The sequence below is a fragment of the Mucilaginibacter metallidurans genome (assembly GCF_003286435.2).
GTDB classification, from domain to species: domain Bacteria; phylum Bacteroidota; class Bacteroidia; order Sphingobacteriales; family Sphingobacteriaceae; genus Mucilaginibacter; species Mucilaginibacter gossypii.
Genome location: NZ_CP043449.1, coordinates 2,324,596 through 2,350,854, shown reverse-complemented (window position 1 = coordinate 2,350,854; position 26,259 = coordinate 2,324,596). Strand labels below are relative to the sequence as shown.

Sequence of the window (26,259 nt, the reverse complement as noted above, 5' to 3'; positions counted from 1 at the left end):
AGCATTTAGTTACAGATTTGTTACATTAAGCTTTAATTTCAACCATTATTTAAGTATAATACATATGGATGATTTTTTAGCGGCCAGATCCCAAATGGCCTTATCGTTAGGTTTTCATATCATATACTCCTGTATCGGTATGGTGATGCCGGTTTTCATGGCTATATCGCATTATAAATGGATCAAAACCCAGGACCCGGTTTATAAAAACATCACTGTTGCCTGGAGTAAAGGCGTGGCCATATTTTTTGCTACCGGCGCGGTGTCCGGCACCATGCTCTCTTTTGAACTCGGCTTGCTTTGGCCCGGCTTCATGAAACACGCCGGACCGATCTTCGGGATGCCGTTTTCGTTAGAAGGTGTCGCCTTTTTCATCGAAGCTATAGCACTTGGCTTATTCCTTTATGGCTGGAACAAATTAAATAACTGGGTACATTGGACAGCCGGGGTTATTGTCGGTATAAGCGGCGTTGCATCAGGTATCCTCGTAGTGTCAGCCAATTCATGGATGAATAGTCCATCCGGGTTTGATTTTGTGAACGGACAGTATGTCAATATCGACCCTGTAAAAGCCATGTTTAACAAGGCCTGGTTTTCCGAGTCATTACATATGATCATAGCCGCCTTTTCGGCCACAGGCTTTGCAGTGGCCGGGATCCATGCGCTCATGATCTACCGTAAAAAGAATATCGCTTTCCATACTAAGGCGTTTAAAATAGCTATCATCTTTGGGGCAGCCGCAGCTATTTTACAACCTTTCAGCGGCGACTTATCAGCCAAAAACGCAGCTAAACGCCAGCCTGCGAAACTGGCCGCAATGGAAGCTTATTTTCACACCCAGGAATACGCACCGCTGGTTATCGGTGGTATTCCTGATACCGCAGCAAAAAAAGTAAATTATGGTTTAGAGATCCCCGGCCTGTTAAGCTTTTTAGTACATGACAATTTTAAAACACAGGTAAACGGATTGGATAAAATCCCGGTTAAAAATCAGCCGCCGGTAGCTGTTACGCACTATGCTTTCCAGATTATGGTTGGGATAGGTGTTTTGATGATGCTGATCGGGATTATTTACTTTTACGAGCTCTGGAAAAAGAAGGACCTGCTCTCTAAACCATGGTTCCTGAAAACTTTTATCTGGGCTACCCCGCTGGGCTTTATAGCTCTCGAAGCCGGCTGGACGGTGACCGAGGTTGGCCGCCAGCCATGGATCATACAAGGTGTTATGCGTACCAGCGAGGCAGTTACGCCAATGCCGGGTATCCAATATTCGTTTTACCTGTTCAGCTTTATTTATTTTACGCTGAGTGTGGCTGTTATATTTTTATTAAAAAGGCAAATCCAGATGGTGCCTGAATTGTATGACCGTAAAACTGCCCAGCCATGATGTTATATATTGTAATTCTTTTTCTTTTTGCGGCTATCACCCTTTACTTTTTATTGGGCGGAGCTGATTTTGGTGCAGGTATTATCGAGCTTTTCACATCAACCGATAATAAACACCGCACGCGCAAGATCATGTACCAGGCTATCGGCCCAATTTGGGAAGCCAATCACATGTGGCTGATCATTACAGTGGTAGTACTTTTTGTAGGATTTCCGGTTATTTATAGTGAAATGTGCATTTACCTGCATATTCCCTTACTGGTAATGCTGCTTGGAGTAATAGCCCGGGGCACGGCATTTTCGTTCCGTAATTATGACGCCATTAAAGACGAAAAAACACAGGCATTTTATACGCATATATTCGTTTATTCAAGTTTTGTTACACCATTGTTCCTGGGTATCATTGCAGGCAGTGCCCTATCCGGGCAGATTGATCCTAAAGCCACTGATTTTCTGCACGCTTACATCTTTAGCTGGTTTAACTGGTTTTCGGTATCTGTTGGCTTTTTTACCGTGGCACTATGCGGTTTCCTTGCAGCTATTTATATAGTTGGTGAAACGGAAGATGTTGACGAAATTAAACGCTACATCCGTAAGGCAAAGATTATGAACATAGCCGCCGTGATATGTGGTGCATTGGTGTTCTTAGCTTCTCATTTTGAGCACGTTCACCTGGCCAACTGGATTTTTGGCAACCCCGTAAGCTTAGTTTCGGTAATTGCTGCAACCATTTCATTGGTAGTGCTTTATCTGATTATATCACACCGCAGAAACAGGCAATGGATCAGGGTGCTTGCTGCCTTCCAGGTGTGTATGATATTGATATCGGTAGGGTTTTCGCGCTTCCCGAGGTTTGTTATTTTTAAAGATGGCAGCTCCATGTCCTTACTTAGCGAACATGCCAACAGCAATAGTATCGATGACTTAGGGATTGGTTTATTGGTAGGTAGCTTATTTATATTGCCGGCGCTGGGGTATTTATATTACGCGTTTAAGAAGAAAGACCGTTGATTTATTTGATTACGCTGATTTCGTTGATTTGATTATAATATTTATTTGCAAAGCTTAACCGTCTTTATCTGTCTTGTTTAAAAGACGAGATGTGCTGTCAAATATTACATTTGTGTTGTGAAGAATTATTTAAAGATCCTGTCAATCGACGAATATTCCATTACGCCTAAGTACCTGCAACTCTCCAATGCTATTATCAGGGCCATTGAAAGCGGGCAGATTGTAAAGGATGATATGCTCCCTTCTATCAATGATCTCAGCTATGCACTGGATACTTCCCGCAATACCATTGAGCGCGTTTATAAGGAACTGAAGGAAAAAGGCATAGTAAGCTCGGTTCCGGGAAAAGGCTTTTTTATTTCCAATACCGATTTTCAGAAGCCACTTAAGATCTTCCTACTGTTCAACAAACTCAGCGCGCACAAGAAAATTATTTATGATGCCTTTGTTGCTACTATCGGCGAGCAGGCTGCTATAGATTTTTATATCTACAACAACGATTTTTACTTTTTTAAAAAGATCATTGCCGAAAGTATCCAGAGCGATTATGCCAAATACATCATTATCCCACATTTTTTAGATAATGAAACCAAGGCTCATGAAATTATCAATACCATCCCTAAAGACAAGCTGATTTTACTGGACAACCTTGTACCTGGTGTAAACGGTAAATTTGCAGCGATATATGAAAACTTTGCTACGGATGTATACGAGGCGCTGAAAAGTATGCTGGATAACCTGAGTAAATATCATACGCTTAAGCTGATTTTCCCCGGCAAAACCTATCACTCTAAAGAGATCATGAAGGGCTTCCTGAATTTTTGCAGGCAGTATGCTTTTGAATACGGTATAGTTGAAACGTTATCTACAGAAACTATACAGAAAAATACCGTATATATCAGCCTTACAGAGGACGACCTGGTTGAACTTATTAAAAAGATCATCGCCTCCGATTTAAAAGTGGCTAAGGACGTTGGCGTGATATCCTATAACGAAACGGCGCTTAAAGAGATCATTCTTGACGGCATCACTACCATCTCAACCGATTTTAAATTGATGGGCAGCAAAACTGCCGAGTTTGCGCTGAATAACTGCCACGAGCATTTCGCTGTGCCGTTTACAGTGCGATTGAGAAGCTCGTTGTAGAGGCCCAAACTCCCTTAAGAGGGAACCATAGTCAAGTGAGGGCTTAATCAACTTGCGCTCGTTTTTAATGAGTGCTTACTATGGTCTGGCGATTGTATCGCCAGTGCGTTGCAAACGCAAACCCAAGTTAAGCATTCGTTAAAAACGAGCGCAAGGATTTTATTTCAATTCCTTAACCTTAATACTCCTGAAAAACACTTCATTGCCATGATCTTGTAGTAATAAATGCCCTTCAGTGGCTTCGCCAAAGTTTTTCCAGATTTTGTACTTGCTGATTGCTACCAGGTCGCGGAAAGTTTTTGAACCGCGTTCGTATTCCAGTACTTTAACACCGTTCAGGTAGTGCTCAACATGGTTGTTTGGATATACTACCACACGACCAGTATTCCAGGCACCTATCGGGTGTACAAAACGTTCTTGTTTATTGGCTTTGATAAGGTCATACAACGAGGCTAATGTACGGTCGCCATCGCGGCCAAGTTTGGCATCGGGGTGCAGTTTATCATCAAGTACCTGGTACTCCAGGCCAATAGCCGATCCCTTGGTAACTTCAGACAGTGTTACAAAATACTTAACGCCACTGTTGGCACCCGGAGTAAGCTTAAACTCAAACGACAGGTCAAAAGCGCTATAATTATCATTGGTTACGATATCGCCGCCGCCTGATTCTTCCTGTCCGGCAGATGGCAGCACGTGCATAGTGCCGTTAGCATATTCCCAGCCTTTTTCAGGAAAACCTTTGAGGGTCGCACCGCGCCAGCCGGTATTGGTTTTGCCATCATATAATAACTTCCAGCCATTTGCTTTTTCGGCCGCTGTTACGCTGTTTGGCGTAAGGTTAACCACATACACCTCCTTTGGAAAAGGGGTGGCTTTTAAATTATTGGTTTTTAGATTGATATTTTTAAAGTATACCTTTTTGCCTGCCTGTTTTTCCTCATTTACCGCATGCACCTGTAAACCTATAAAGCCTTTGCTATCGATGGTATCAACAACATCGCTTGCAGGGACACCATTTACCCATGTCTTCATCTCGTTGCCGATACATTCAATTTTGATGTGGTTGTACTCGCCTACTTTAAAAGCGTCTTTTGCTTTTGGGTTGAGATCCAGCGGATAAAGCCAATCGCGCCGGCCTTCGTCATAAATGCCACCAGTCCATTTGCGTGAAGATGGGTCTATTTCAAATTGCCTACCATAAACCTTTCCTTTACCCTTATTACCGGCCGGGTCGTAATGGCTGCGGGTTTGCACGCCCGAATTACTCAACTCACTTTCAATTTTTGCATCCAGCTCTAATATAAAATTACCGTATTCCTTTTCGGTAACTAAAAATGAATTGCCCGAGTTGAGTACAGTAGTGCCTACTATAGCGCCGTCTTCTACTTTATAATCGGCATTGCCGGCAAGCTTTTTCCAGCCTTTAAGAGTTTTACCATCAAACAGTTTGGTTTGCGCGCTTACTGGGCTAAATGCCGTTGACGCCAAAAGCATAATTGCAGGGTAGATTATTTTTTTCATATTTGATATTTTCTTGTTTGATTAAAAATATGTCATTGCGAGGAACGAAGCAATGAGCCCCTCTAAATCTCCCCCAGAAGGGGAGATTTTAAAAGTTTTTAAAGCCCTCTCCTCTGGAGAGGGTTGGGTGAGGCTTACACTTTCACTTCCCAACCCTTTTCATACTCCCTGCCCCAGAGCTTTTGAGCTTCGGGGTCATTTAAAATATGACCATTATTTGGATCGATATGCAATACACGGTCAACGCGATATGAGATATTGCCTAATTGCGGCAACAGGGTTGATTTGAAACCGATCTCAATCGGGCAGTTCAGTTTATCTGTTCCTCTTACCGAATCGACAAAGTTTTTCATGTGGAAGCCATCCAGCGCCTCCGTCGGGCTTACTTTGTTGGTGCCGTCGACCTTGGTGTCGTCTTTAACCTCTTTTACCAGTTTATTATCACCATCGTAAACCCGATAGCTGTTGCCGCTATCATAAAACAGCGTGCCTTTATCGCCATAAAATACTACTCCCCTGCTTAATTTTTCAATATCAAAGCCGTTGCAACTGCGGCATTCCCATTCGGCGGCCGTATTATTGGGGAAATTGTAAAGGATATTTTGTGTATCCGGCGTTTGCCAGTCGTCATTAAAATGGAAGCGGCCGCCTGTTGATACCACTTTGCTCGGATAATCAACACCAAGCCCCCAGCGGATCACATCCAACTCATGGGTACCATTATTCAGCGCCTCACCTGTGCCCCAGTTCCAAAACCAGTGCCAGTTATAATGGATCAGGTTATCTTGGTAAGGCCTTCTTGGCGCAGGGCCCTGCCATAAATCATAATTTAAATTGGCTGGCACCGGCACCTGTTTGCCTTTGCCTATGCTTGCACGATGATTGGTGTACCAGCCCTTTGCATAATAAGTACGACCGATTACCCCGTCATGCAGTTCCTTCACCATGGCCTGCACATTAGAGAATGAGCGACGCTGGCTGCCCATTTGCACCAGTCGTTTATACTTATTTGCTGCTTCAACAGCCATCTCTCCCTCGTGCGGATTATGACTGCAAGGCTTTTCTACATACACATGTTTGCCGGCCTGGCAGGCCATGATAGTTGCTGGAGCATGCCAGTGATCGGGCGGTGCAACCACTACTGCTTCGAGATCCTTTATCTCCAGCATTTTGCGGATATCTGTTAATCCCTGCGGCTTTTTGCCTGTTTGCTTGTAGATGGCATCAATCGTTTTAGCAACCACGTTTGAGTCAACATCGCAGATATAACCTATCTCTACATTGGGCAACTTGGCAAAGCTTTGAGCAAGGTATAGTCCCCGGCTGTTAGTGCCCATCATTCCCAATACTACTTTTTCATTGGGCGATCCTTTAAAAAATCCGGTGGCTTTTGATAGTTGCGGCGCAAGCAGGAAACTTGTACCAGCTACGGCAGTGGATTGAATAAACTTTCTACGATTGATCATATTCAAAACAGGTTAATTGGTTGATAAGCGCGCCCCGGCGGACCGCCCCGCAAATTAGCTAAGTTTTGGAAAGGGCTAAAGCTATCCTGCCATTTTTTTATGAAGCAATTGTAATTTAACTGTTACTTAATTGAGCTGAAAGCGAAGATCGTTAACGTGAAATAATTTTGACAAGCAAATTGGCTTTAGGCTTTCAGCCCCAAGCTTTAGCTTTTAAAGCAGAAAGCCCCTTACAGGGGCTCCGGGAGTATTAATTTGCAAAACATGCTTTAAACGAGAGGTTGTATCGAAAACACATCGAGCTTTGAGGTTTGAAAATTACGTACACGTTTGTACACACCGTTGCCGTTGCTGCTTCCGTCGGTATTGGTATTTCCCTCAATGGTATCAAATAAATCGCCATGCACGCCAATAACAATACCTGTATGTACCCAGTCGTTGGGTGTTTTCTGAACCAGGAAAATATCGCCGGGCCTTACTACAGCAGGATTAGCCCTTACTGTTGCAACACGGCTTAACAAACCTTTATTAATGCCGGTAGTACCCACAGTATCGCAACTATAGGTTAGCGGCATAAGTGTACGAAAATCTTTTCCTAACTGGCTTGCGGCCTGGTCAATGATGGTTTGTACAAACCCCATACACCAAAACCACTCTGTTCCTTCATTATTATCCATATAGGCCCGCACCCAGGGACCGCAATTACTTTGCCCCTTAATGGTAAGTTCAAATGGTGCGTTACCTAAATGTTGAATAGCTGTATTCACAACCAATTCCCTTAAGCCCGTACCTGCTACCGGGCTTTTAAATGCTTTTATCATGGGCTGGCATAACTCACCGAAAACATTGCTGTCAACAATGCCGGTTTGCGGCAGGTTTTTTGCCTTTTGGAAATTCTTAACTGCTGTTTCGGTACCCGGGCCAAAGCTACCGTCAATGCCTGTTGCTGTACCTGCCGAAGGATTGGTAACCGCATACAGGTTAAGCCAGCTTTGAATTTTACTTACTTCTTTTTGATTGTTTGAGGCACCGCCTTTTTGTTGGGTAGCCGATATAGCTATTTCTTTGAGGTATTGTTTTTTGATCATAAAGGAAAGGTTTAATAGTGATAAGGTTTAGATATCGTAATAATGGATATTTCATTACCTTCAAAAGCAAAGCTAAAGCAATCATTACAACTATAACAGCGTACTGTTACGGGATTTAACAGGAAAGCTTACGTAGTTTTACGTAAGCTTTCCTGTTAGTGATTTTTAATATTGTATCGGCAACGGCACCAGCTTTAAATTCTGGCGCTGGTGCCAGTATGGATATATTGGGTCTACCTCGCTGGCGGCATCCAATTTTTTTACCTGCTCAACTGTCAAATTCCATCCTATTGCGCCAAGGTTTTGCTTAAGTTGCTCTTCGTTACGTGCGCCAATTACCAGGTTGGCAATAGTAGGCCTTTGCAGTAACCAGTTCAATGCTACCTGTGCCACAGATTTACCGGTTTCTTCAGCAACTTCGTCAAGCACGTCAACGATATTGTATAAATGATCAAAATTTGTAGCCGGGCCATGGGCGCCGCCCTGCACGGTCCTTGAGTTTTGGGGGATTGGCTCTCCCCTCCTGAATTTTCCGCTCAGCTGGCCGGATGATAGCGGGCTCCAAACAATAGTGCTTATTTTTTGATCGATACCTAATGGCATCAGCTCCCATTCAAACTCGCGGTTAAGCAACGAATAATATGCCTGATGGGCTATATAACGACTCCATCCATATCTTTCAGACATCGACAGTGATTTCATTAAATGCCAGCCCGAAAAATTGGAGCAGGCTATATAACGCACTTTACCGCTGGTAACCAGGTCGTCCAAAGCCCTTAGTGTTTCTTCAACCGGGGTATTGGCATCAAAGCCGTGCATATGATAAATATCTATTCTATCGGTATTTAAACGACGAAGACTGTCTTCGGCCGATTTGATCAGGTGATAGCGAGACGAACCATAATCATTAACGCCCTGCCCCATAGTAAACGTGGCTTTGGTTGAAATCAGCACTTCATTACGGATGCCTTCCAGGGCCTTACCTAATATTTCTTCAGAAATGCCATGCGAATAAACGTTTGCGGTATCAAATAAATTAACACCGGTGTCAAGGCAAATATTTATTAGCTTCTTTGCCTCGTCGACCTGGGTATTGCCCCATGCTTTAAAAAACTCATTACCACCGCCAAATGTGGCCGTGCCGAAACTTAATACCGGCACCCTTAAACCGGATGCGCCTAATTGTCTGTATTCCATAGTTTAATGTTTTATGATGTAGCAGGCGGTAGCCTGTATTACAAATTTATGCGGAATGGTTGCTGGCAGGGATTTTTGCAAATCATAAGTTTGTCATTTATGGCCGGTGTTTCATTGCATAGCGGTAAACAAATATTAGTTTTGGGTAATGATTGTAGACCCGCTAAGCGTTTCCCTTTTTGAGATGAGGCTGGAAGAAATCCATCGCCGCGATCCTATGCTAAGGTATGAGATCAGCATTCGCGATTTTATTGCCTTATTCCCGCTAAAAATAAAAAATGGAAGACCGTTAAAACCCGAACAGCCTTCCTCCTTTGCACTCGACAGGGATGCGTTTTTGCAGGTGCTTGTAGCGTTTAACCAGTCATTCAACTAATTATCCGCTCTCCTCTGTTTCTTCCAATCAGGAACACTTCTAAATAACAAATAAACAATTTTGGCGGCTTGTCAAGTTTTAACTTTGGCCAAAATTTAACACATGGAGAAAACTAAACTTACCATTAATAACAACGGTTCGGTTAAAATAGAAGGCGATTTTGAAATTGTTGATATGCAGGGCAACGCTTACGGTTTACAGGGTCGTACTGTAGTTTCTATTTGCCGTTGCGGCTTATCGGCAAACAAACCATTTTGCGACGGTTCGCACAAAGGTCATTTTGAACATAATGCTATCGCATTTGATCTTCCGCCCAAAAAAGTGTAAACAATTGTTTTAATATACATACAGCCCGGTGTTTAATTACATTGGGCTTTTGTTTTGTACACGATTTTTAAAATAATCTGCATTTTTGAAAACTATGCTTAAATCAACAAGGCGGCACTTTTTTCATATAGGTTATCACGGCGCAAGATATTCGGGCTGGCAAAAACTTTCTAAAGCAATTACAGTGCAGGAGGTGATTGAAACGGTCCTCTCCAAAATCCTGAAACAACCTGTTGCCATTAACGGTTGTGGCCGTACAGATGCTAAGGTGCATGCAAGTCAGTATTTTTTTCACGCAGATATTCCTGATAATTTAGATTTCGACCTGCTATTTCGCCTTAACAAACTGCTGCCGGATGATATTGCTGTATTTGATATTATCCCGATGCAGGGAGATCCGCATGCCCGTTTTGATGGCGTGATCCGTACCTATGATTATTTCATCCATAATTATAAAGACCCCTTTCTTAGTAACTTCAGTTCACTTTATCCGGATCAGGATCTCGACTTGGATGCAATGAAAAAGGCTGTTTCCATCCTGCCTCATTACACCGACTTCCGCGCCTTGTGCAAAACGCCCGACAGGATTGAGCACACTATTTGCCACGTAAAATCTGCAGGACTTTATATCGACGGCAATGGAAGCAAGCTCAGATTTAACATTACCGCCAATCGTTTTTTATATAAGATGATCAGGATCACTGTTGGTCGCCTGCTTGAAATTGGCAAAGGGCAGATGAGCACAGATGAATTTGAGTTTTATATTGCCAACAAACAAACACCCAAAATCATTATTCCGGCACACCCCCAGGGCTTGTATCTTTCAAAAGTAACATATCGTTACCTTGATCTTGAACCGCGGTCGGCATTTTCACTGCTCAACAGTACAGACTGGTACCCCCTATAACATTTATCTGCCATGGCAAACGTACACAAATGGGGGTTAACAGGGTTAACACTTTTTAAAAATTAAATTTTTAAATATCTTATATTCAGATATTTAAATAAAATCAAGGGTTACACTAAACTGATATTCTTGAGCTCTTAAACATGTCCGAATGTTTGTGCTGGTTATCGGCAAAAGCAGGTACAGATGAGTTCAGGAACATTAACCGCGATCAAGCTATAAAACAAATATCAATTAATACCGATGGCTCGCCAACATCATAACCTTATTTTGTTAGTAATCTTATAACAAGTCGTTGCCGCTAAATATTTAGATGCAGTTCCCCTGCCTTATCTGCTGATTTTTAAAAATATGACGCGTTAATTTGGTACTTTTGCACCCTCATTTTAAATTTTAATAAGTATCCTGATGGCGTGGTCTGATAAATTGAAGCTAAACAAACAATTATTGCGTTCGGTAAATGAAGCCGGTTTTGCAAACCCTAAAGAGCTTCAGCTTAAAACAATCAACCGCATAATTGGCGGGCAGGATATTATCGCCATTGGCCCCGAAGGCAGCGGGAAAACCACCACTTATGTATTAGGCGTATTAAACCGCTTTAACTATGCCCCCGAAGGTGTTCCGCGTGTATTGGTGCTTGTACCCGAAAAAGAACAGGTGGTTGCTGTTATAGAACAGTTTGACAGGCTTAATAAAAATAAATCTATCCGCATAGTTGGCCTGTACGTTACGCCCGGTTTCGAAAGCCAGATGGATGAGCTTGCCGAAGGTGCCGACATTGTTGTAGCCACTCCTGACAGGGCAAGGGCCATCTATCTTAAACTGGCCTTAAATTTAAATAAAGTTGATTTGCTGGTGATAGATGATGCCGACCAGATCATAAAAAAAGGTTTGCAATTACCGGTTGTTGAATTGGCTAACAGTATTGACAAGGGCCAGCACTTGGTGTTTACCGAGGTGATGCACGCCAAACTCGAAAAAATGCTTGATCCGTTCATGAGGCAACCGGCTACAATTGAGGTTGATGAACTGGGCGAAATGGCTATTGAAACCCATGAGCAGCTTTTATATAACGTACCAAACTTTGGCACCAAGCTAAACCTGCTCAATTTATTCATGTACGATGAAGAACTGTTTACTAAAACCATTGTATTTGTAAACACCCAAACAACTGCCGAAAAGCTTTTCCAAAGCCTTAAAAGTCGTTTACGTACAGGTGTGGCATATTTAAACCCCAAGTTTTTCGACTCAAAAGGGTTCAAGACCATTGAAGAATTTAAAGCCGAAGCAGGTGCAAGGGTTCTGATCGTGACTAACGAAAATGACGAAAACCTTAACCTGAGCGGTATCCCCTTCCTGATCCATTTTGATTTGCCTACAGATAATGAACTGTTTATTAGCCGTGTGGCAAATCCTAATCCTGACGATAAGGAAGAAACGCTGGCAATGACATTTGCTACTGATATTGAGTTAAGCCAGGTGAAAAAGATTGAGCAGATGATAGGGAATAAAATCCCAGTAGCCGAGCTGCCGGATGACCTGGTGATAGTAACCGAGTCGAAGCCTAAAAAAGCGGATGCTAAGGAAGATGTTAAACCCGCAGGTGTTGGTGAAGCTTTCCACGAAAAAAAAGCATCAAATGCTAAAACTTATAATTTAAGTGCCGGGACCAAGGCTAAAATGAATAAAAAGAAAAAACACGGGTAGTTATATCCCAATGTCATTCAAAACTTGTTTCGGCACCCCATAAGCCAGATAGCCAATTTGCTCAGCATGGTTGCTTAGCGAGTGAGGTGTTAAAACAAGTTAACATGACTTTCTTTTTATAAGTTTCACACTATCTCCAAATACAACTCTTCTACCTTTTTCCTTGCCCAATCGGTTTTTCTCAAAAACTTGAGGCTTGATTTTATACTTGGATCATCGTTAAAACAGTTGATCCTGATCCGTATGCCAAGTTCTTTCCAGCCAAAGTGAGCTACCAGTTCATTAAGGATCATCTCAAGTGTTTTGCCATGTAATGGGTTATTGGGCTGTTGCTGCATATGGCAAAAGTAAATGTTTGTTTTGTTAAAATGGTATAACAAAATTTGTTACCATCTCGTTTAAATAGTAAATGATATTAGCTGATATTTAATAAACGGTAAATTTTATTAAATTTAATGCAGCCAATCATGCACGGTTAAACCACTTCTTCAATTTGCCCAAAAATATTTTAATGAATAGCTATAAGTGTTATCTTGTTTTATTGTTGCAAGCTATTTCGTTATGCGCGTTCTCACAAAACCGCCCCATTCATTTTCAGCATATCGGCAGCCGTGAAGGGCTTTCTGAGTTAAACATCAATTGCATTATGCAGGATAGCCGCGGCTTTATATGGGTGGGCACGCGCGACGGTCTTAACCGTTATGACGGTAACAAATTCAAAGTTTTTAAAAACATCGTTAACGATACTAACAGTATCAGCAACAGCTTTGTTCAGGATGTAATTGAGGACAAAAACGGAAACCTGTGGATCTCGACCAGCGGTGGAGGGTTAAACATGTACGACCGAAAACTTGATCGTTTTATCCATTATCGCCATAATCGAAACAATACCAATTCAATTGCGAGCGATCTTTTAGTTAAGATAGCGCTCGATAAAAGCGGCAACCTGTGGGTCTCGAATCAAAAAGAAGGTCTTGATCAGTTTAATATCGCTAAAAAAAAGTTTACCCATTACCGGTATAATGCAGCCGATGCAACCGGTTTAAGTGATAACAATGTCCGTACAGTTTATGTAGACAGTCAAAATAAGGTATGGGTGGGTACAACCTACGGCGGACTAAATCTTTATAAGCCTCAAAGCGGTGATTTTACTCGCTTTGTTCATGATGAAAGCATCTCTTCTTCTATATCAGCCAACAAGGTCAATGCTATCTTGGAAGATAGCGATCATCGTTTATGGGTTGGGCTAAGTGATGGGGGCCTTAATTTGTTTAATCCGGCAACCCAAACTTTTACTCATTATAAGAATGATCCGCACGATAATAATTCCCTTTCGTACAACACGGTGCAATGCATGGTCGAAGACAGTAATCATAACTTGTGGATAGGTACGGAAAACGGCGGTTTAAGTATTTTTAATTATGCCGAAGGAAAATTTAACAACCATTTTGAGGATGATGTAGATAACAGCAGTATTGCTAATAACTCGGTAGATGTGATCCTAAAAGATAAGAGCGGGAATATATGGATCGCTGCATTTGCATCAGGCCTTAACTTTTATAAAAAAACAAGCGAAAACTTCATACATTACAAGCACGGCGCCCAGCCAAATAGTCTGTCAAATAACTTTGTATTAAGTATTTACGAAGACAAAAATAACAACATATGGCAAGGCACAGATGGCGGCGGCCTCAATCTTTTCAACCCTGAGAAGGGTGAGTTTAAGGTTTATAAAAACAACAAAAACGACAATGCCAGTGTTTGCGGAAACTATGTTTTGGCTATACAGGAAGATGCGAAAAACAACCTGTGGATTGGCACCTGGGGCGATGGGGTAAGTATGATGAACCCGCAAACCCGCAGGTTCAGGACATTTAAACATAATCCGGACGATAGTACAAGTATAGGCGGGAATAACATTTATGCCATCACTAAAACACTTGATGGAAAACTATGGTTTGGCACGCTTGGGACAGGGCTTGATTTATTTGACCCTAAAACCAACAGGTTTATTCATTACCGTCATGATCCCGGCAACCCCAAAAGCATAAGCAGTGATAATATCAATTCGCTGCTTGGCGATTCAAAAGGTAACCTTTGGGTGGGCACTAATGATGGAGGCGTAAACCTGTATGATGCTGCAACTGATTCATTTAAACCGGTACAATACGAAAAACTGAACAGTGCGGTAGGCAACAACACCGCGCTCGACCTTTTTGAAGATCACCTGGGTAATATCTGGATCTGCACTTACGGCGGTATCTATCGCTTAAACCCTGTTACAGGTAAGGTTACAAACTTTAAAGCAAAGGATGGCCTTGCCAATGATTACGCGTACGCGGTTGAAGAAGATAACAGCGGTAATTTATGGATCAGTACCAATAAAGGCATTTCCAAATACAATCCTAAAACTAACCAATTCAGGAATTTTACTATTGAGGATGGTTTACAGGCCGACGAGTTTAAACCTCACTCGGCTGTAAAAAGTCATGATGGCACCATGTACTTTGGCGGGGTTAACGGGTTTAATATGTTTAATCCTGAAAATATCCGTGAAAATATATATAACCCTCCACTGGTACTTACCGATTTTCAGATTTATAACAAATCTATCCGCGTAGCTCAAAACAGCGATGATCCTTCGCCCCTGAAAGAGGATATTTCCGAAACAAAATCAATAACCTTAACGCATGATCAATCGGTTATATCGTTTGAATATGTATCTATGGACTTTGCCCTAAGCAATAAGGGAACGTATGCTTATTTACTCGAAGGCTTTGATAAAGCCTGGAATTATGTAGGCAATAAAAACACAGCCACGTATACCAATCTGCCGGCCGGAAATTATGTATTCAGGGTGAAAAGCCGCAGCGCCGATGGCAAATGGTCTATCCGGCAGGTAAGCCTGAATGTTACTGTGCTTCCGCCTTTCTGGCTTACCTGGTGGTTTATCAGTTTGCTGATCGTGCTGATTGTTACGGCCATTTATGCATTTTATCGCTATAAAGTAAATGCTATAGTGAAACAAAAAAAACTGCTTGAAAAGCAGGTTAGCGAACGTACCGCCGAGGTAATGCAACAATCGGAAGAGTTGAAAACACAGTCCGAAAATCTGCAGACATTAAATGCCGAACTCCAAAATCAGTCAGAAGAGTTACAGGCTTTAAACGAAGAACTGCTTTCCCAGTCGGAAGAGCTGCAACTACAAAAAGAACAGGAACGTGAGGCCCGGGAAGAAGCTGATAAAGCCAACCAGGCTAAAAGCATATTTTTAGCTACCATGAGCCATGAGATCAGAACGCCCATGAACGGCGTTATTGGCATGGCCTCGCTACTGGGCGAAACTGAACTGAATGCCGAGCAGCGCGATTATACGGATACCATTATTTCCTGCGGTGATAGTTTGGTAAGTGTGATCAATGATATCCTTGATTTCTCTAAAATCGAATCAGGAAAGATGGAAATGGAGCAGGAAGATTTTGACCTGCGCCAGTGTATTGAAGAGGTGATGGACATCTTTTCGCAAAATGCAGCCAAACGCGAACTGGAGCTGGTTTACCAGATTGACCCCGCCCTGCCCCAACAGGTAATTGGTGATAGTTTGAGATTAAAACAGGTGCTCACTAATTTGACTGGTAATGCACTTAAGTTTACCGAACGCGGTGAAGTATTTATTAAAGTATTCTTATCCAAAAATATCGGCGATAAGGAAATTGAGATTGGTTTTAGCGTGATGGATACCGGTATAGGAATCCCGGAGGATAAATTGACAACCTTGTTTAACGCTTTTTCGCAGGTTGATTCATCTACCACGCGCAAATATGGAGGCACCGGACTTGGTCTTGTAATCAGCCAGCGCCTGGTAAACTTAATGGGAGGCGAAATATGGGCTGAAAGTGTTTATGGAGAGGGTTCTGTTTTTGTATTCACCATAAAAGCCACTATCAGCAACAAACAGTCCAAACATGTACCTATTGTTTTTAATGCCGAAGAGCTGGAGGGGAAAAAGGTGCTTATAATTGATGATAATAAAACAAACCGGTTTATCCTGCAAACGCAGCTCGAACAATGGGGAATCCAAACGGTGGCGGCGGCCTCGGGCAGGCAGGCGCTTGACATCCTTACTGCCAATAATGGATTTAACCTGGTTATAACCGATATGGAAATGCCTGAGATGGATGGTGTAGGATTGGCCCGGGAAATCAAGAGCAATTATGGAGAATTGCCGGTAATTATGCTCAGTTCCATAGGCGATGGTTCAAAGAAAAAATATCCGGGCTTATTTTCAACTATTTTAACCAAACCTGTAAAACAATCGCAATTAGGTAAAAGCTTACAGGCTGAGTTCCAGGGGAAAAAACAAGCGCCTGCTCCTGAAGCAAAGCCGGATAAACTGCTTGATATAAATTTTGCGAAAGATCACCCCCTCAGCATACTTGTGGCTGAAGATAACACGGTTAATCAAAAGCTCATTAGCCGCATGTTGGAGAAGCTGGGCTATAGTTTTGAACTGGCCCATAACGGGCACCAAACGCTCGATAAATTAAAGGCTGATCCAACCTTCGATGTAATTTTCATGGATGTACAAATGCCTGAGATGGATGGCTTTGAGGCGACCCGCCATATTCGTCAATATGCTTTTAAGCAGCCTTTTATCATTGCTATGACCGCTAATGCCGGCCCCGACGACCGGGATATGTGTATAAGTGAAGGCATGGACGATTATATTGCCAAGCCCATGAAAACCGATGCACTGATCAATGTTTTAAAGGGCGCTTACAAAATGATGAAGAATGTAAAGGGCAAGTATGTTTAACTGTTGAAGGCAAAGCTACTTATTCTGATGCCACACCCCAGTAACAATTATGCCGGATTTTTTTAAGAATTGCGGGTGTTATGCTTGACACTTCATGCTGATATTTATTCTGGCTATTGAGCAGGTACATGGTACCGCTTGTATTGTTATAAATATATGTGCATAAGCGCGCGTCTTCACCATCTTCATCTTTCTTTACGTCAACTCTTATTCCGTTGGTTTTGTTACTCGTGTCTGGTGTTAAGGCCGGGGCCGACGCTTTTACCCAGTTAATGGTATAATTTATGTTTTGCGGCGAAATACCGTTGGTGTTTTCTTTGTAGCTTTTACTATCCTGAATAACTGTAAGCAAACATTTTACGCATGGATCGCCCACCGTTGCTTCTCCATAGTTTTTGCGCGGATTATTGATCACGCTATCTTTTTTACCGGCTACGGTAACTGTTGTTTTTGAAATATCATTTGATACGGGCTTCGGTTTGTTTTGTTTGCAGGCAAATATGGTCATCGCCAAGGCGCAAAAACAAATACATGGTTTAAACAGAATCATGGTTTATAAATTAGCTCTTAACTTATATACATCATTTTAGCCGTTTTGTGTTATAGTGTTTTGATATACCAAGTGCGGCATTAATCTATAAATTGAGTTTAAACAATTTAAACATAGATTTTATTGCATTTAATGGACAGGTAAAGGACAGTTTTTCTATAAAAATTTCTTAAAATTGCCTGATTTATTTTGCCGGGCCGGTTAATTAGCGGCAGGACTTAAACCATCATAACAATTTTAAAAAAACGAGGTTTACCTTGTTATAAATAACACTGCGGCATATGCAGGATATCATAATAAAATGACTAATAGCGGTACAGGTTCAAATTTAACAGTTGATGTGGTTTTAATTGGCGCAGGTATTATGAGCGCCACCCTTGGTGTAATGCTTAAAGAGCTGCAGCCCGATCTGACGATTGAAATTTTTGAACGCCTGGATGTTATCGCTGCCGAAAGCTCGGCACCAATGAACAATGCAGGTACCGGTCACTCGGCATTTTGTGAATTAAACTACACTCCCCAGCTTCCCGATGGTACCGTTGAAATAAAAAAAGCTATTAAAATTGCCGAGCAGTTTGAAACCAGTAAAGAGTTTTGGGCCTATCTTATTGAACAGGGCCTTTTAAATAACCCGCAAAGTTTTATCCGTAAAGTGCCGCACATGAGCTTTGTTTGGGGCGAAGAAAATGTTGAATATCTAAAAAAACGTCAGCAGGCCCTTACCAAACATCACTTTTTTAAAGGGATGGAATACTCGGAGGATAAGGCTCAGATAAAGAAATGGATCCCGCTGGTGATGGAAGGCCGCGACCCTGATGAAAAAGTATCGGCAACGTTTATGGATATAGGCACCGATGTAAACTTTGGCAGCCTTACCAGTGCGCTTATAGACGAGCTTAAACAAAAAGGAGGCGTAAACATAAGCCTTAATCATGATGTAAGGGATATTAAACGCAATGCCGACGGTACCTGGAAAATTACGGTAAAAGATAAAAACACTGGCAATAAAAGAAAACTGAATGCTAAATTTGTTTTTGTTGGTGCCGGTGGTGGTGCCTTGCCCCTGTTGCAAAAATCAGGAATTCCGGAAAGTAAGGGCTTTGGCGGCTTCCCGGTAAGCGGCCAGTGGCTGGTATGTAACAACCCCGATGTGGTAAAACAACATGAAGCCAAAGTTTATGGTAAGGCATCGGTTGGTTCGCCGCCAATGTCGGTTCCTCACCTGGATACCCGGATGATTAACGGTAAACGAGCTTTACTTTTTGGCCCATATGCAGGTTTTTCAACCCGCTTCCTGAAAAAAGGATCTCTGCTTGATCTTTTTGGTTCTATTAAGTTAAACAATATACTTCCCTTACTTGCTGTGGGGCGCGATAACTGGCCTTTAACCAAGTATCTCATCTCTCAGGTTATGCAATCGCCTGCCGACAGGCTTAACGCACTTAAGGATTACATGCCAACGGCTAAAGCCGAAGATTGGGACCTGGATATAGCCGGTCAGCGTGTACAGGTTATTAAAAAGGACGCCAAACATACTGGTGTGCTGGAATTTGGCACAGAGGTGGTTACCTCTGCTGATGGCAGTATCTCAGCCTTGTTAGGCGCCTCACCGGGCGCATCTACTTCGGTACCTATTATGATCCAGCTTATCGAACGTTGTTTTAAAAACCATGTCAAAACAGAGGCCTGGCAGCAAAAATTCAGGCAAATGATCCCTTCATATGGTGTGTCATTGGCCAGTAACGAGGCTTTGAGCGATGAAACCAGGGCAAGGACGAGCAAAGTGTTGGGATTGGTGTAGTAGTTATTTAAATGGGGAATATACTTTATTATTCCCTTGCTATTGAAAAACTAATTGGCACTGTGTGTATTACTTCAACGGTAATCCCGTAACTTGTAGCAGGCTGCCAGGGCGGGGATAATCGGACTACACGTAGCGCTTCTTCAGCCAGCATTTCATTTCCTTGCACCGGATGTATGTCATTCAAAAAGCCTTTACGGTCAACCAAAAAAGTGATATACGCAATTCCCTGTATGTTTTTGTATAGTGCTTCACTTGGGTATCTTATGTTTTTTGCAAGATAGCTTCCCAATTTATTTAGCCCTCCTGCGAAGTCCGGGGCAGTATATTCTTTATTGAATAAGTATTTATTTCCACTTTTGGCATAACTTGTTCCCGCAATAACGTTCCCATTTTTATAAGTAGCATCGTAGCTCAGGGTGTCATTTAAAGCTCCTTTCCATATACCGTCCTTCAGGCCTCCTTTTATCGGGCCGGAGCCAATCATATTTTTAAACCCATCAGAATAAAGTACTAAGGTCCCGTTACCATCCTCTGCCAATACCCGCCCTGTTGAGTCGCTACATTTATTTATTATTAAGGTGTCTTTTTTATAAACTCCAGACAAATAAAATTGGCCATTGGGGAAGTATTTGGTTATGTCACCTGAAAGGCGTCCCTTATCGTAATTACTAATGCATTTTCTCTTGCCGTTAGGAAAGTATTCGATACAAGCGCCTTGTAACTGCGCTTCAACAAAACCATTATTTGAATAACCTTGAAGTTTTGGATTTCCATTTAAATAATAATCATTTACGGGAAAAGCAAGCTTATCAGTGCTGATGTCGGGGCTGCTCACCATGCGAATAAAGTCGGCACTATCTTTACTACTGGTTATTTTAGCTGCTGAAGGCAGCCATGGTGCAGCAACAAAATTCTTCATGTAAGCCATTACAGTGTCGCGTTGTGCGCTTACACGTTCGGTACAAAGGACAATCGCTATTAGTAATAAGGGAACTACTTTACGCATGGGTTCAGGTACAAATCTTATCAAAAAATCAGGTTAAGTTAGCAATGAAATTTAAATTTAAAAACCTTTTTTTGATATGACGAAGGCAAAGGCTTGCGGATCGTCATTGCATATTACGGCAAATGATCTATAGAAAAGCTCACCTGTGCCCGGATAGCATTGTTGCCTGTGTATCTGTCAATGTTTCGATTGAAACCCCGGAATTAATTTATAACCTCTGTGTAATACATTGATCAACTATTGCTTAACAAGAAGAGTTGTGCCCTCTTTCATCTCATCATTGGCTTGTTTAACCAGTGTATCGCCATCTTTCAAGTCGCCGGTAATTTCTACTTTTTCTTTGCCTGTAAAACCTGTTTTTACATCTACCCATTTCGCTTTGCCATCCACGAGTTTCACTACAAACTTGCGTTCCTGCGTGGTTACAACAGCCTTGTAAGGTACCGTAAAGCCAAGATCAGGGCGATCAACGTTTAAGCTGATCTGGGCAAACATACCGGGTTTAAGCTGTTTTTTTTGATTGGGGAAACTAAACTCCCATGTTTCGCTCCGGGTATCTGAGCTGATCGCTTCCGATTTTCGGGCAAGATTGGCTTTAAATACAACACCCGGCAAAGCAGAAACGGTAAACAAGGCTTGGTTATCTTCTATTTTAGTGGCATTATAAGCTTCCGGTACCGGTACCTGGATCCTTAACAACGAGTTATCCTCTACAGTAAAAAGCAGGATCTTACCGATATTATCCACATAATCGCCTTTAAAAATATTACGCGCGGTAACTACTCCGTTAAATGGTGACCTGATAACCAGGTAATCTTCTAATGCATGATTAGCCCGGGTAGCAGCTTTAGAAGCTTCATAAGCGGAGCTGTCTGTTTTCATTTGGTTGCGGGCAATATCCAGCTCGTTATCTGATATGGCGCCGGGTGTTTTGGATGCTTTTAACAACCGCGAGTAAACGCTTTTGCTGGACAGGAACTTAGAATAAGCTCCCTGGCTGTTACTGCGGCTCTGCGCCTCGCCGGCTTTTAGTTCCGGCGCGTCCAGGATGCAAAGCACCTGGCCTTTACTCACCATGCTGCCAATGTCCACTTTTACATCTTTTACATAACCGGCTGTACGGGCATAGATATTGGCGCGGTCGTTTGGTATAATTTCCCCGGTGAGGCTGAGTTTATTGCTCACTTCACCGGCTTTAAGTTCAATCAGCTCTACAGGTTGTTTTGCCGGCGCCACCGTAGCTACCGGTGTCTTATTGTCATTGCTGCCGCAAGCCCCAAGTACCAGCGACAGGCCTAATCCTAAATATGTATGTAATGCTTTCATGCGTTTGGTTCGGTAATGGTAAAGTATTTGCTTTCCTTATCGTCGGGATCAAGTGAGATTAACTTAACCGGGCGATCGCCGGCTAAGGCATGATAGATCAGTGGTAAAATCAACAGGCTCAAGAGCAACCCGAATAATAAACCGCCTATTACCGCTATGCCTAAAGGCGCGGTCTGATCCCCGCCCTCACCTATTCCCGATGCCATCGGGACCATACCTGCGATCATTGCAAGGCCGGTCATCAGGATTGGCCTTGTCCTATCCCTGATCCCGATCAGAAATGAATTTTTGGTTCTTAGTTTACGATAGTTTTCCGCCTGTTTGATAAACAGGATAGCATTGGCCACCGCCACGCCAATGGCCATAATACAACCCATGTAAGATTGAATGTTTAAGGTTTTGCCCGTTAGCCACAGCAGTAAAAAACACCCGGTCAATACGCCTGGTATAATACCGATCACAATCAGTGAAATCCTGAATGACTGGAAATTAACAGCCAGCAACAGAAATATCACAACAATGGCCAGCAGAACACCTGTTTGCAGTTCATCAAATGTTTGCTGAAACACTTCTGCCTGGCCTTGCTGCTGGATCTTCATACCATCGGGCAACTTGCCTAAGCCTGCAATAATCTTATCAATGTCGCCAATAGCGGCGCCTAACGATTTGCCATGCAGGTTAGCTGTAAGCGTGATAAAACGCTTTTGGTTTAAACGGTCATACTCCCCTTCTATCCTACCCATCTTCCAACTGGCCACATCCCGCATAAACACTTGTTTGCCGCCATTTGAACCCAACAGGATATTATCTACCTTACCAGGGTCGTTCATGATAAACTCCGGCACCTGAACCTGCACCTGGTAAGCAGTGGCATTAGTTTTATCCAGCCAGTAATTGGGCTGGGTAAACCTGCTGGAAGACGTGGCCGCGATCAGTGATTTACTTGCGTCATCTACCGTTAAGCCTAATTGTCCTAACCTAACCCGGTCAAACTCCAGTTTCATGGCGGGGTAACTTTGAGGTGCGCCATAGGTAATATCCCGCAGGTATGGCAATTTGTGTAGTTGGTCGAGGATCCGCTGCGCAAAATCCCTGTCCTGTAATAAATTTTTACCCAATATCCTAATCTGTACAGGGGTATTGGTGCCCTGGCTCATCACCTGGTCTACCAGGTCCGACGGCTCAAAGGAAATTTGCATACCAGGTATTTTCAGGGCCACTTCTTTTCTCAAAGTTTCCTTAAAATCTTCGAGATTTATGCCTGCATTCTCCACGAAATTGGCTTTAAGAACTGCTTCCTGGGGGCCGCTTGTCCATAAGTGGATGGCATTAACAGGGTATGACGAACCCTGGTTGCCGATAAAGGCAGAAGTAATGGCTATTTTTTCCCCGCCCGATAAACTATCTATCAGGGCCAGCAATGCTTTGGTTTTAGTTTCAGTACGCTCTAGACGGGTGCCATCGGCTAAACGAACCCTGACCTGGAATTGGCCTGCATCAACTTTAGGAAATAATTCTTTTCCTAAAACATTGAACAATAAAACCGCGGCAACCACAGATACCAACAGGTATACCGTAACAATCAATGTAGATGCGGTGGCGGCTTTTTTCAGCCATTTGACATGCCGGTCTTTAAATTTACTCATCTTTTCACCCTCTTTCGCGTTTTCGCTCAAATGATCCTTAAAAAGCCAGTTGGCCATGACCGGGACAAAGGATTGTGAAAGCAGGAATGAAGCGATCATGGCCAAACCTACCGCTAAGGATAAAGGCAAAAACATTGCTTTGGGAATACCGGACATAAAAAATGCCGGAAAAAATATCGCAAGGATACATAGCAATATTAACAACTTGGGTAACGCTATCTCTTTAGAAGCTTCCAGTATCGCCCGGCCTTTCGGCTCGCCTTTTTCCTGGTGATGATGGATGTTTTCTATGGTAACGGTAGCTTCATCTACCAAAATACCAACGGCCAGCGCCAGGCCGCCCAAAGTCATGATATTGATGGATTGCCCGAATAATTTCAAACAAATAACCGCTGATAACAAAGCCAGCGGAATAGTAAGCACCACAATGAGCGATCCCCTCCAATCGCGCAGAAATAACAGTACCATGAGGCCGGTGAGTACGGCGCCTAATATCCCTTCTGTAGTTAAACTCTTTATCGAATTGATGACATAGCCCGATTGGTCAAACTCATAACTTACTTTTATATCCGCCGGTATGGCAGCCTGCATATCCGGCAATGCCGCTTTAACCCGTTGAACTACATCCCAGGTAGAAGCATCGGCCCTTTTGGTTACAGGAATATACACGGAGCGTTTGCCGTTAATGAGCGCATAGCCCGATGTAATATCCGCCCCATTATCTACCGCGGCCACATCATGTACAAAAACAGTCGGGCCGCTGCCTGTTTTGATAGGAATATTAGCCAGGTCCTGGATATTTTCCACAACCGTGTTTTGCGGCGTGATCAGCGTTTGGTCGCCCACACGAATATTGCCTGAGGGGGTGATGACATTCCCCTTGGCAATGGCGGTTACCAGGTCCTGAGGTGTAACGTTATAGCTGCGTAATTTATCAGGATCTGCTTTAATGAGTACGGTTCTCTGGTTACCCCCAAAGGGCGGCGGAGCGGAAACACCCGGCAGGGTTGAGAACATGGGCCTCACCTTAAACAAGGCCAGGTCCTGCACTTCGGAAAGGGAGCGCGTTGAGCTGAATACCAGTTGCCCTACCGGTACACTGCCGCCGTCAAAACGGGTAACAAAGGGAGATATAGTACCCGGTGGCATAAATGCCCTCGCCCGGTTCACCATCGCCACAACTTCACCGGTGGCCTGGCCCATATCCGTACCCTCGTGAAAGTTCAGCTTTAGCAGGGTTACGCCTTGTATTGTCTTGCTTTCAACCGATTTGATGCCGGTAACATACAGAAAGTGGTATTCATAATAAGAAGTGATATAACCTTCCAATTGCTCGGCAGACAAGCCGCCATAGGTTTGTGCTACATAGATGGTTGGGGTGCCCAGTTTTGGAAAAATATCCACGGGTATATTGCGAATAGAAATTACGGAAAAGAAAATGATGGCGATCACCGCGACAATGATCGTTACCGGTTTTCTTAATGAACCATATAAAAGCTGGATGATATTCATTTTCCGTATTGATTTAAAAAGATATCTATATTGCCCTGGTAAGCGGCCTTAGTTAATAAAGATTTCCAGGCTCCCCAATAAGCGATCTTAACCGAGGCTTCCGATTGGTAAAGCAATTGCAGGGATTGGATCACATCATAATAACTGATGAGCCCCGACTGATAGCGGGATTGTATAGCCTGGTAGGCGTACCGCGCAGCTTTCAATGCTTCCGGGGCCAGGCGGGCAGATTGTATAGCTTTTGTTAACGCAGAATCTGCTATTTCCCGCTCGGTATTCAAATGCAGTTCGGTTTGTTTAAGCTGCTCCCGGCTGGCCTCAATATTCAGTTGCTGCTGTTTGAATAATGGTTTCTGTCGAAATACTTCCAGGATAGGAAAAGAAAGCTGTGCGCCGATACCATAATTATACCGCTCAAAACGCCATCCATCACCATTATTAACGGACCCATCGGCGGCTACGCCTGATCCGCGGCCATAACCCACGCTCCAGATGGTTAGTTTAGGCAAAAGGCTCCTTTTATAAGTTTTCAGGGTTAATTCATTGGTCAATACATTGGTTTTTTGCAAGCTAAGCTCGGGATGTTCAGTATCATCAGCATTGAGCGTAACAACAGGCAGGCTCTTAAACATCGCAGAATCTGCCACCGGGGTACCAGGTAATTTACCCCCGGTAAGTTCTTTTAAAACGATCAGGCATGAATCCCTTCGGCGTTCAAAAGCTATGAGTTGGATCTGCGCATTAGCCAGTTCGGCGTGAAAAGTAGATGAATCCGTTCCGGGCCTTAACCCGCTTGATACAACAGCCTGCGATTGTTTCAGGTGATAAGCATCCCTGCTGATATTACTTTGATAAACTTTAACCAGGTCGGCCGTAAGCAGGTAATTGAGCCAGGCATTAATCACAAATATCTTATGCTGAAAAATGGTAAGCGTTTCGTCGGCTTGCCCGTTTTTGAGTTTCCCCCTGGCCAATTCAACGGTTGCTCCACGCTGCCCAAAGGTAAAAGGCTCCCATTGCAGGTTCAGAGCTGCGGCACTTCCTGGCGTGCCTTTATAATCATTTGATTTGCTTGGCGGGCCGCTGATAGGTGTAATGTATTGCGGGTAAATCATACCCGTAATATTGTTGTAAGTAGCGTAATCTACCTGGTAAGATGCATTTATAGAAGGAATGATGCCGTTTTGCTGTAATTTAACGGCATATTGCAATCCCTGGGTCTGCAAACGTTTGGCTTTAATCAGCGGATAATTACGGGCCGCCGTGCTGAGCAGGGAATCAAGATAAATGCTGCCGGATTGCTGTGCATGAAGCTGCAGACAAAATAACCCGATGGCCAGCATCAACAGTATAATTTTTGAGGTTTTAGCCTGATAAAATTTCGAATAGGTTTTTGAATACACTATATATAAATTTATGGTTGCAACGCTATAAACAATCTACTGGAAAAGCTTGAATAAAATTTAC

General features: G+C 43.0%; 19 protein-coding genes. 9 read left to right on the top strand and 10 right to left on the bottom strand.

Translation table 11 applies throughout. The features are described 5' to 3' along the window. Positions 1-64 precede the first annotated feature (64 nt). From DIU38_RS10140 to DIU38_RS10130, 3 genes are all read left to right on the top strand, one after another. Positions 65-1,387, top strand: a complete 1,323-nt coding sequence (locus tag DIU38_RS10140; protein ID WP_112652338.1) for a cytochrome ubiquinol oxidase subunit I — start codon at positions 65-67, stop codon at positions 1,385-1,387. Then, entirely contained in the window at positions 1,384-2,397 is a 1,014-nt protein-coding gene (locus DIU38_RS10135; RefSeq protein WP_311085791.1) for a cytochrome d ubiquinol oxidase subunit II, read from the top strand. Before DIU38_RS10140 ends, DIU38_RS10135 begins: the two co-directional genes overlap by 4 nt. A 117-nt stretch (positions 2,398-2,514) precedes the next feature. After that, the gene (locus DIU38_RS10130) at positions 2,515-3,543 is read left to right on the top strand and encodes a GntR family transcriptional regulator (protein ID WP_112652339.1); all 1,029 of its coding nucleotides are present in this window, start codon (positions 2,515-2,517) and stop codon (positions 3,541-3,543) included. Between the two features lie 159 nt (positions 3,544-3,702). Here the strand turns inward: DIU38_RS10130 and DIU38_RS10125 are convergent, their stop codons facing one another. The 4 genes from DIU38_RS10125 to DIU38_RS10110 form a co-directional block, all read right to left on the bottom strand. Next, positions 3,703-5,064 (bottom strand): 3-keto-disaccharide hydrolase, encoded by a 1,362-nt coding sequence (locus tag DIU38_RS10125; RefSeq protein WP_112652340.1) that lies wholly within the window; start codon positions 5,062-5,064, stop codon positions 3,703-3,705. A 134-nt stretch (positions 5,065-5,198) separates the two neighbouring features. Then, complete coding sequence (locus DIU38_RS10120) at positions 5,199-6,530, bottom strand: Gfo/Idh/MocA family protein (protein WP_112652341.1); 1,332 nt, start codon at positions 6,528-6,530, stop codon at positions 5,199-5,201. A 269-nt stretch (positions 6,531-6,799) separates the two neighbouring features. Continuing rightward, on the bottom strand, positions 6,800-7,618 hold the full coding sequence (locus tag DIU38_RS10115) for a peptidoglycan-binding domain-containing protein (RefSeq protein WP_091164883.1): 819 nt from the start codon (positions 7,616-7,618) through the stop codon (positions 6,800-6,802). Between the two features lie 165 nt (positions 7,619-7,783). Beyond that, entirely contained in the window at positions 7,784-8,815 is a 1,032-nt protein-coding gene (locus DIU38_RS10110; protein WP_112652342.1) for an aldo/keto reductase, read from the bottom strand. A gap of 148 nt (positions 8,816-8,963) precedes the next feature. Between DIU38_RS10110 and DIU38_RS10105 the strand changes: the two genes are divergently transcribed. The 4 genes from DIU38_RS10105 (at position 8,964) to DIU38_RS10090 (ending at position 12,132) form a co-directional block, all read left to right on the top strand. Beyond that, positions 8,964-9,191, top strand: a complete 228-nt coding sequence (locus tag DIU38_RS10105; RefSeq protein ID WP_146750433.1) for a hypothetical protein — start codon at positions 8,964-8,966, stop codon at positions 9,189-9,191. A 102-nt stretch (positions 9,192-9,293) separates the two neighbouring features. After that, complete coding sequence (locus DIU38_RS10100) at positions 9,294-9,518, top strand: CDGSH iron-sulfur domain-containing protein (protein WP_090525766.1); 225 nt, start codon at positions 9,294-9,296, stop codon at positions 9,516-9,518. A gap of 94 nt (positions 9,519-9,612) precedes the next feature. Beyond that, entirely contained in the window at positions 9,613-10,425 is an 813-nt protein-coding gene (locus DIU38_RS10095; RefSeq protein ID WP_112652344.1) for a tRNA pseudouridine synthase A, read from the top strand. Between the two features lie 408 nt (positions 10,426-10,833). After that, a complete protein-coding gene (locus tag DIU38_RS10090) occupies positions 10,834-12,132 on the top strand; it encodes a DEAD/DEAH box helicase (RefSeq protein ID WP_112652345.1) in 1,299 nt (432 codons plus the stop codon). Between the two features lie 125 nt (positions 12,133-12,257). Here DIU38_RS10090 and DIU38_RS10085 read toward each other — a convergent pair whose 3' ends face one another. Beyond that, a complete protein-coding gene (locus tag DIU38_RS10085; protein ID WP_112652346.1) occupies positions 12,258-12,470 on the bottom strand; it encodes a VF530 family protein in 213 nt (70 codons plus the stop codon). A gap of 173 nt (positions 12,471-12,643) precedes the next feature. Between DIU38_RS10085 and DIU38_RS10080 the strand changes: the two genes are divergently transcribed. Then, entirely contained in the window at positions 12,644-16,948 is a 4,305-nt protein-coding gene (locus tag DIU38_RS10080; protein ID WP_112652347.1) for a hybrid sensor histidine kinase/response regulator, read from the top strand. 19 nt (positions 16,949-16,967) lie between these two features. On the opposite strand, the gene DIU38_RS10075 is transcribed toward DIU38_RS10080, so the two are convergent. Beyond that, the gene (locus DIU38_RS10075) at positions 16,968-17,498 is read right to left on the bottom strand and encodes a hypothetical protein (RefSeq protein WP_146750434.1); all 531 of its coding nucleotides are present in this window, start codon (positions 17,496-17,498) and stop codon (positions 16,968-16,970) included. A gap of 301 nt (positions 17,499-17,799) precedes the next feature. Between DIU38_RS10075 and DIU38_RS10070 the strand changes: the two genes are divergently transcribed. After that, a complete protein-coding gene (locus DIU38_RS10070; RefSeq protein WP_112652349.1) occupies positions 17,800-19,299 on the top strand; it encodes a malate:quinone oxidoreductase in 1,500 nt (499 codons plus the stop codon). Between the two features lie 28 nt (positions 19,300-19,327). Here DIU38_RS10070 and DIU38_RS10065 read toward each other — a convergent pair whose 3' ends face one another. The 4 genes from DIU38_RS10065 to DIU38_RS10050 form a co-directional block, all read right to left on the bottom strand. Continuing rightward, positions 19,328-20,230 (bottom strand): energy transducer TonB, encoded by a 903-nt coding sequence (locus DIU38_RS10065; protein WP_167516135.1) that lies wholly within the window; start codon positions 20,228-20,230, stop codon positions 19,328-19,330. Between the two features lie 315 nt (positions 20,231-20,545). Continuing rightward, the gene (locus DIU38_RS10060) at positions 20,546-21,634 is read right to left on the bottom strand and encodes an efflux RND transporter periplasmic adaptor subunit (RefSeq protein WP_112652351.1); all 1,089 of its coding nucleotides are present in this window, start codon (positions 21,632-21,634) and stop codon (positions 20,546-20,548) included. Then, positions 21,631-24,792, bottom strand: a complete 3,162-nt coding sequence (locus DIU38_RS10055; protein ID WP_112652352.1) for an efflux RND transporter permease subunit — start codon at positions 24,790-24,792, stop codon at positions 21,631-21,633. The genes DIU38_RS10060 and DIU38_RS10055 overlap by 4 nt, the downstream gene beginning before the upstream one ends. Then, positions 24,789-26,195: a TolC family protein gene (locus tag DIU38_RS10050; RefSeq protein WP_112652353.1), complete on the bottom strand. Its 1,407-nt coding sequence runs from the start codon at positions 26,193-26,195 to the stop codon at positions 24,789-24,791. Before DIU38_RS10050 ends, DIU38_RS10055 begins: the two co-directional genes overlap by 4 nt. Between the last annotated feature and the right edge of the window lie 64 nt (positions 26,196-26,259).

Coding starts and splice junctions, on each gene's coding strand:
- DIU38_RS10140 (WP_112652338.1), top strand. CDS start 65: ATGGATGATTTTTTAGCGGCCAGATCCCAAATGGCCTTATCGTTAGGT.
- DIU38_RS10135 (WP_311085791.1), top strand. CDS start 1,384: ATGATGTTATATATTGTAATTCTTTTTCTTTTTGCGGCTATCACCCTT.
- DIU38_RS10125 (WP_112652340.1), bottom strand. CDS start 5,064: ATGAAAAAAATAATCTACCCTGCAATTATGCTTTTGGCGTCAACGGCA.
- DIU38_RS10120 (WP_112652341.1), bottom strand. CDS start 6,530: ATGATCAATCGTAGAAAGTTTATTCAATCCACTGCCGTAGCTGGTACA.
- DIU38_RS10115 (WP_091164883.1), bottom strand. CDS start 7,618: ATGATCAAAAAACAATACCTCAAAGAAATAGCTATATCGGCTACCCAA.
- DIU38_RS10110 (WP_112652342.1), bottom strand. CDS start 8,815: ATGGAATACAGACAATTAGGCGCATCCGGTTTAAGGGTGCCGGTATTA.
- DIU38_RS10105 (WP_146750433.1), top strand. CDS start 8,964: ATGATTGTAGACCCGCTAAGCGTTTCCCTTTTTGAGATGAGGCTGGAA.
- DIU38_RS10100 (WP_090525766.1), top strand. CDS start 9,294: ATGGAGAAAACTAAACTTACCATTAATAACAACGGTTCGGTTAAAATA.
- DIU38_RS10095 (WP_112652344.1), top strand. CDS start 9,613: ATGCTTAAATCAACAAGGCGGCACTTTTTTCATATAGGTTATCACGGC.
- DIU38_RS10090 (WP_112652345.1), top strand. CDS start 10,834: ATGGCGTGGTCTGATAAATTGAAGCTAAACAAACAATTATTGCGTTCG.
- DIU38_RS10085 (WP_112652346.1), bottom strand. CDS start 12,470: ATGCAGCAACAGCCCAATAACCCATTACATGGCAAAACACTTGAGATG.
- DIU38_RS10080 (WP_112652347.1), top strand. CDS start 12,644: ATGAATAGCTATAAGTGTTATCTTGTTTTATTGTTGCAAGCTATTTCG.
- DIU38_RS10075 (WP_146750434.1), bottom strand. CDS start 17,498: ATGATTCTGTTTAAACCATGTATTTGTTTTTGCGCCTTGGCGATGACC.
- DIU38_RS10070 (WP_112652349.1), top strand. CDS start 17,800: ATGACTAATAGCGGTACAGGTTCAAATTTAACAGTTGATGTGGTTTTA.
- DIU38_RS10065 (WP_167516135.1), bottom strand. CDS start 20,230: ATGGCTTACATGAAGAATTTTGTTGCTGCACCATGGCTGCCTTCAGCA.
- DIU38_RS10060 (WP_112652351.1), bottom strand. CDS start 21,634: ATGAAAGCATTACATACATATTTAGGATTAGGCCTGTCGCTGGTACTT.
- DIU38_RS10055 (WP_112652352.1), bottom strand. CDS start 24,792: ATGAATATCATCCAGCTTTTATATGGTTCATTAAGAAAACCGGTAACG.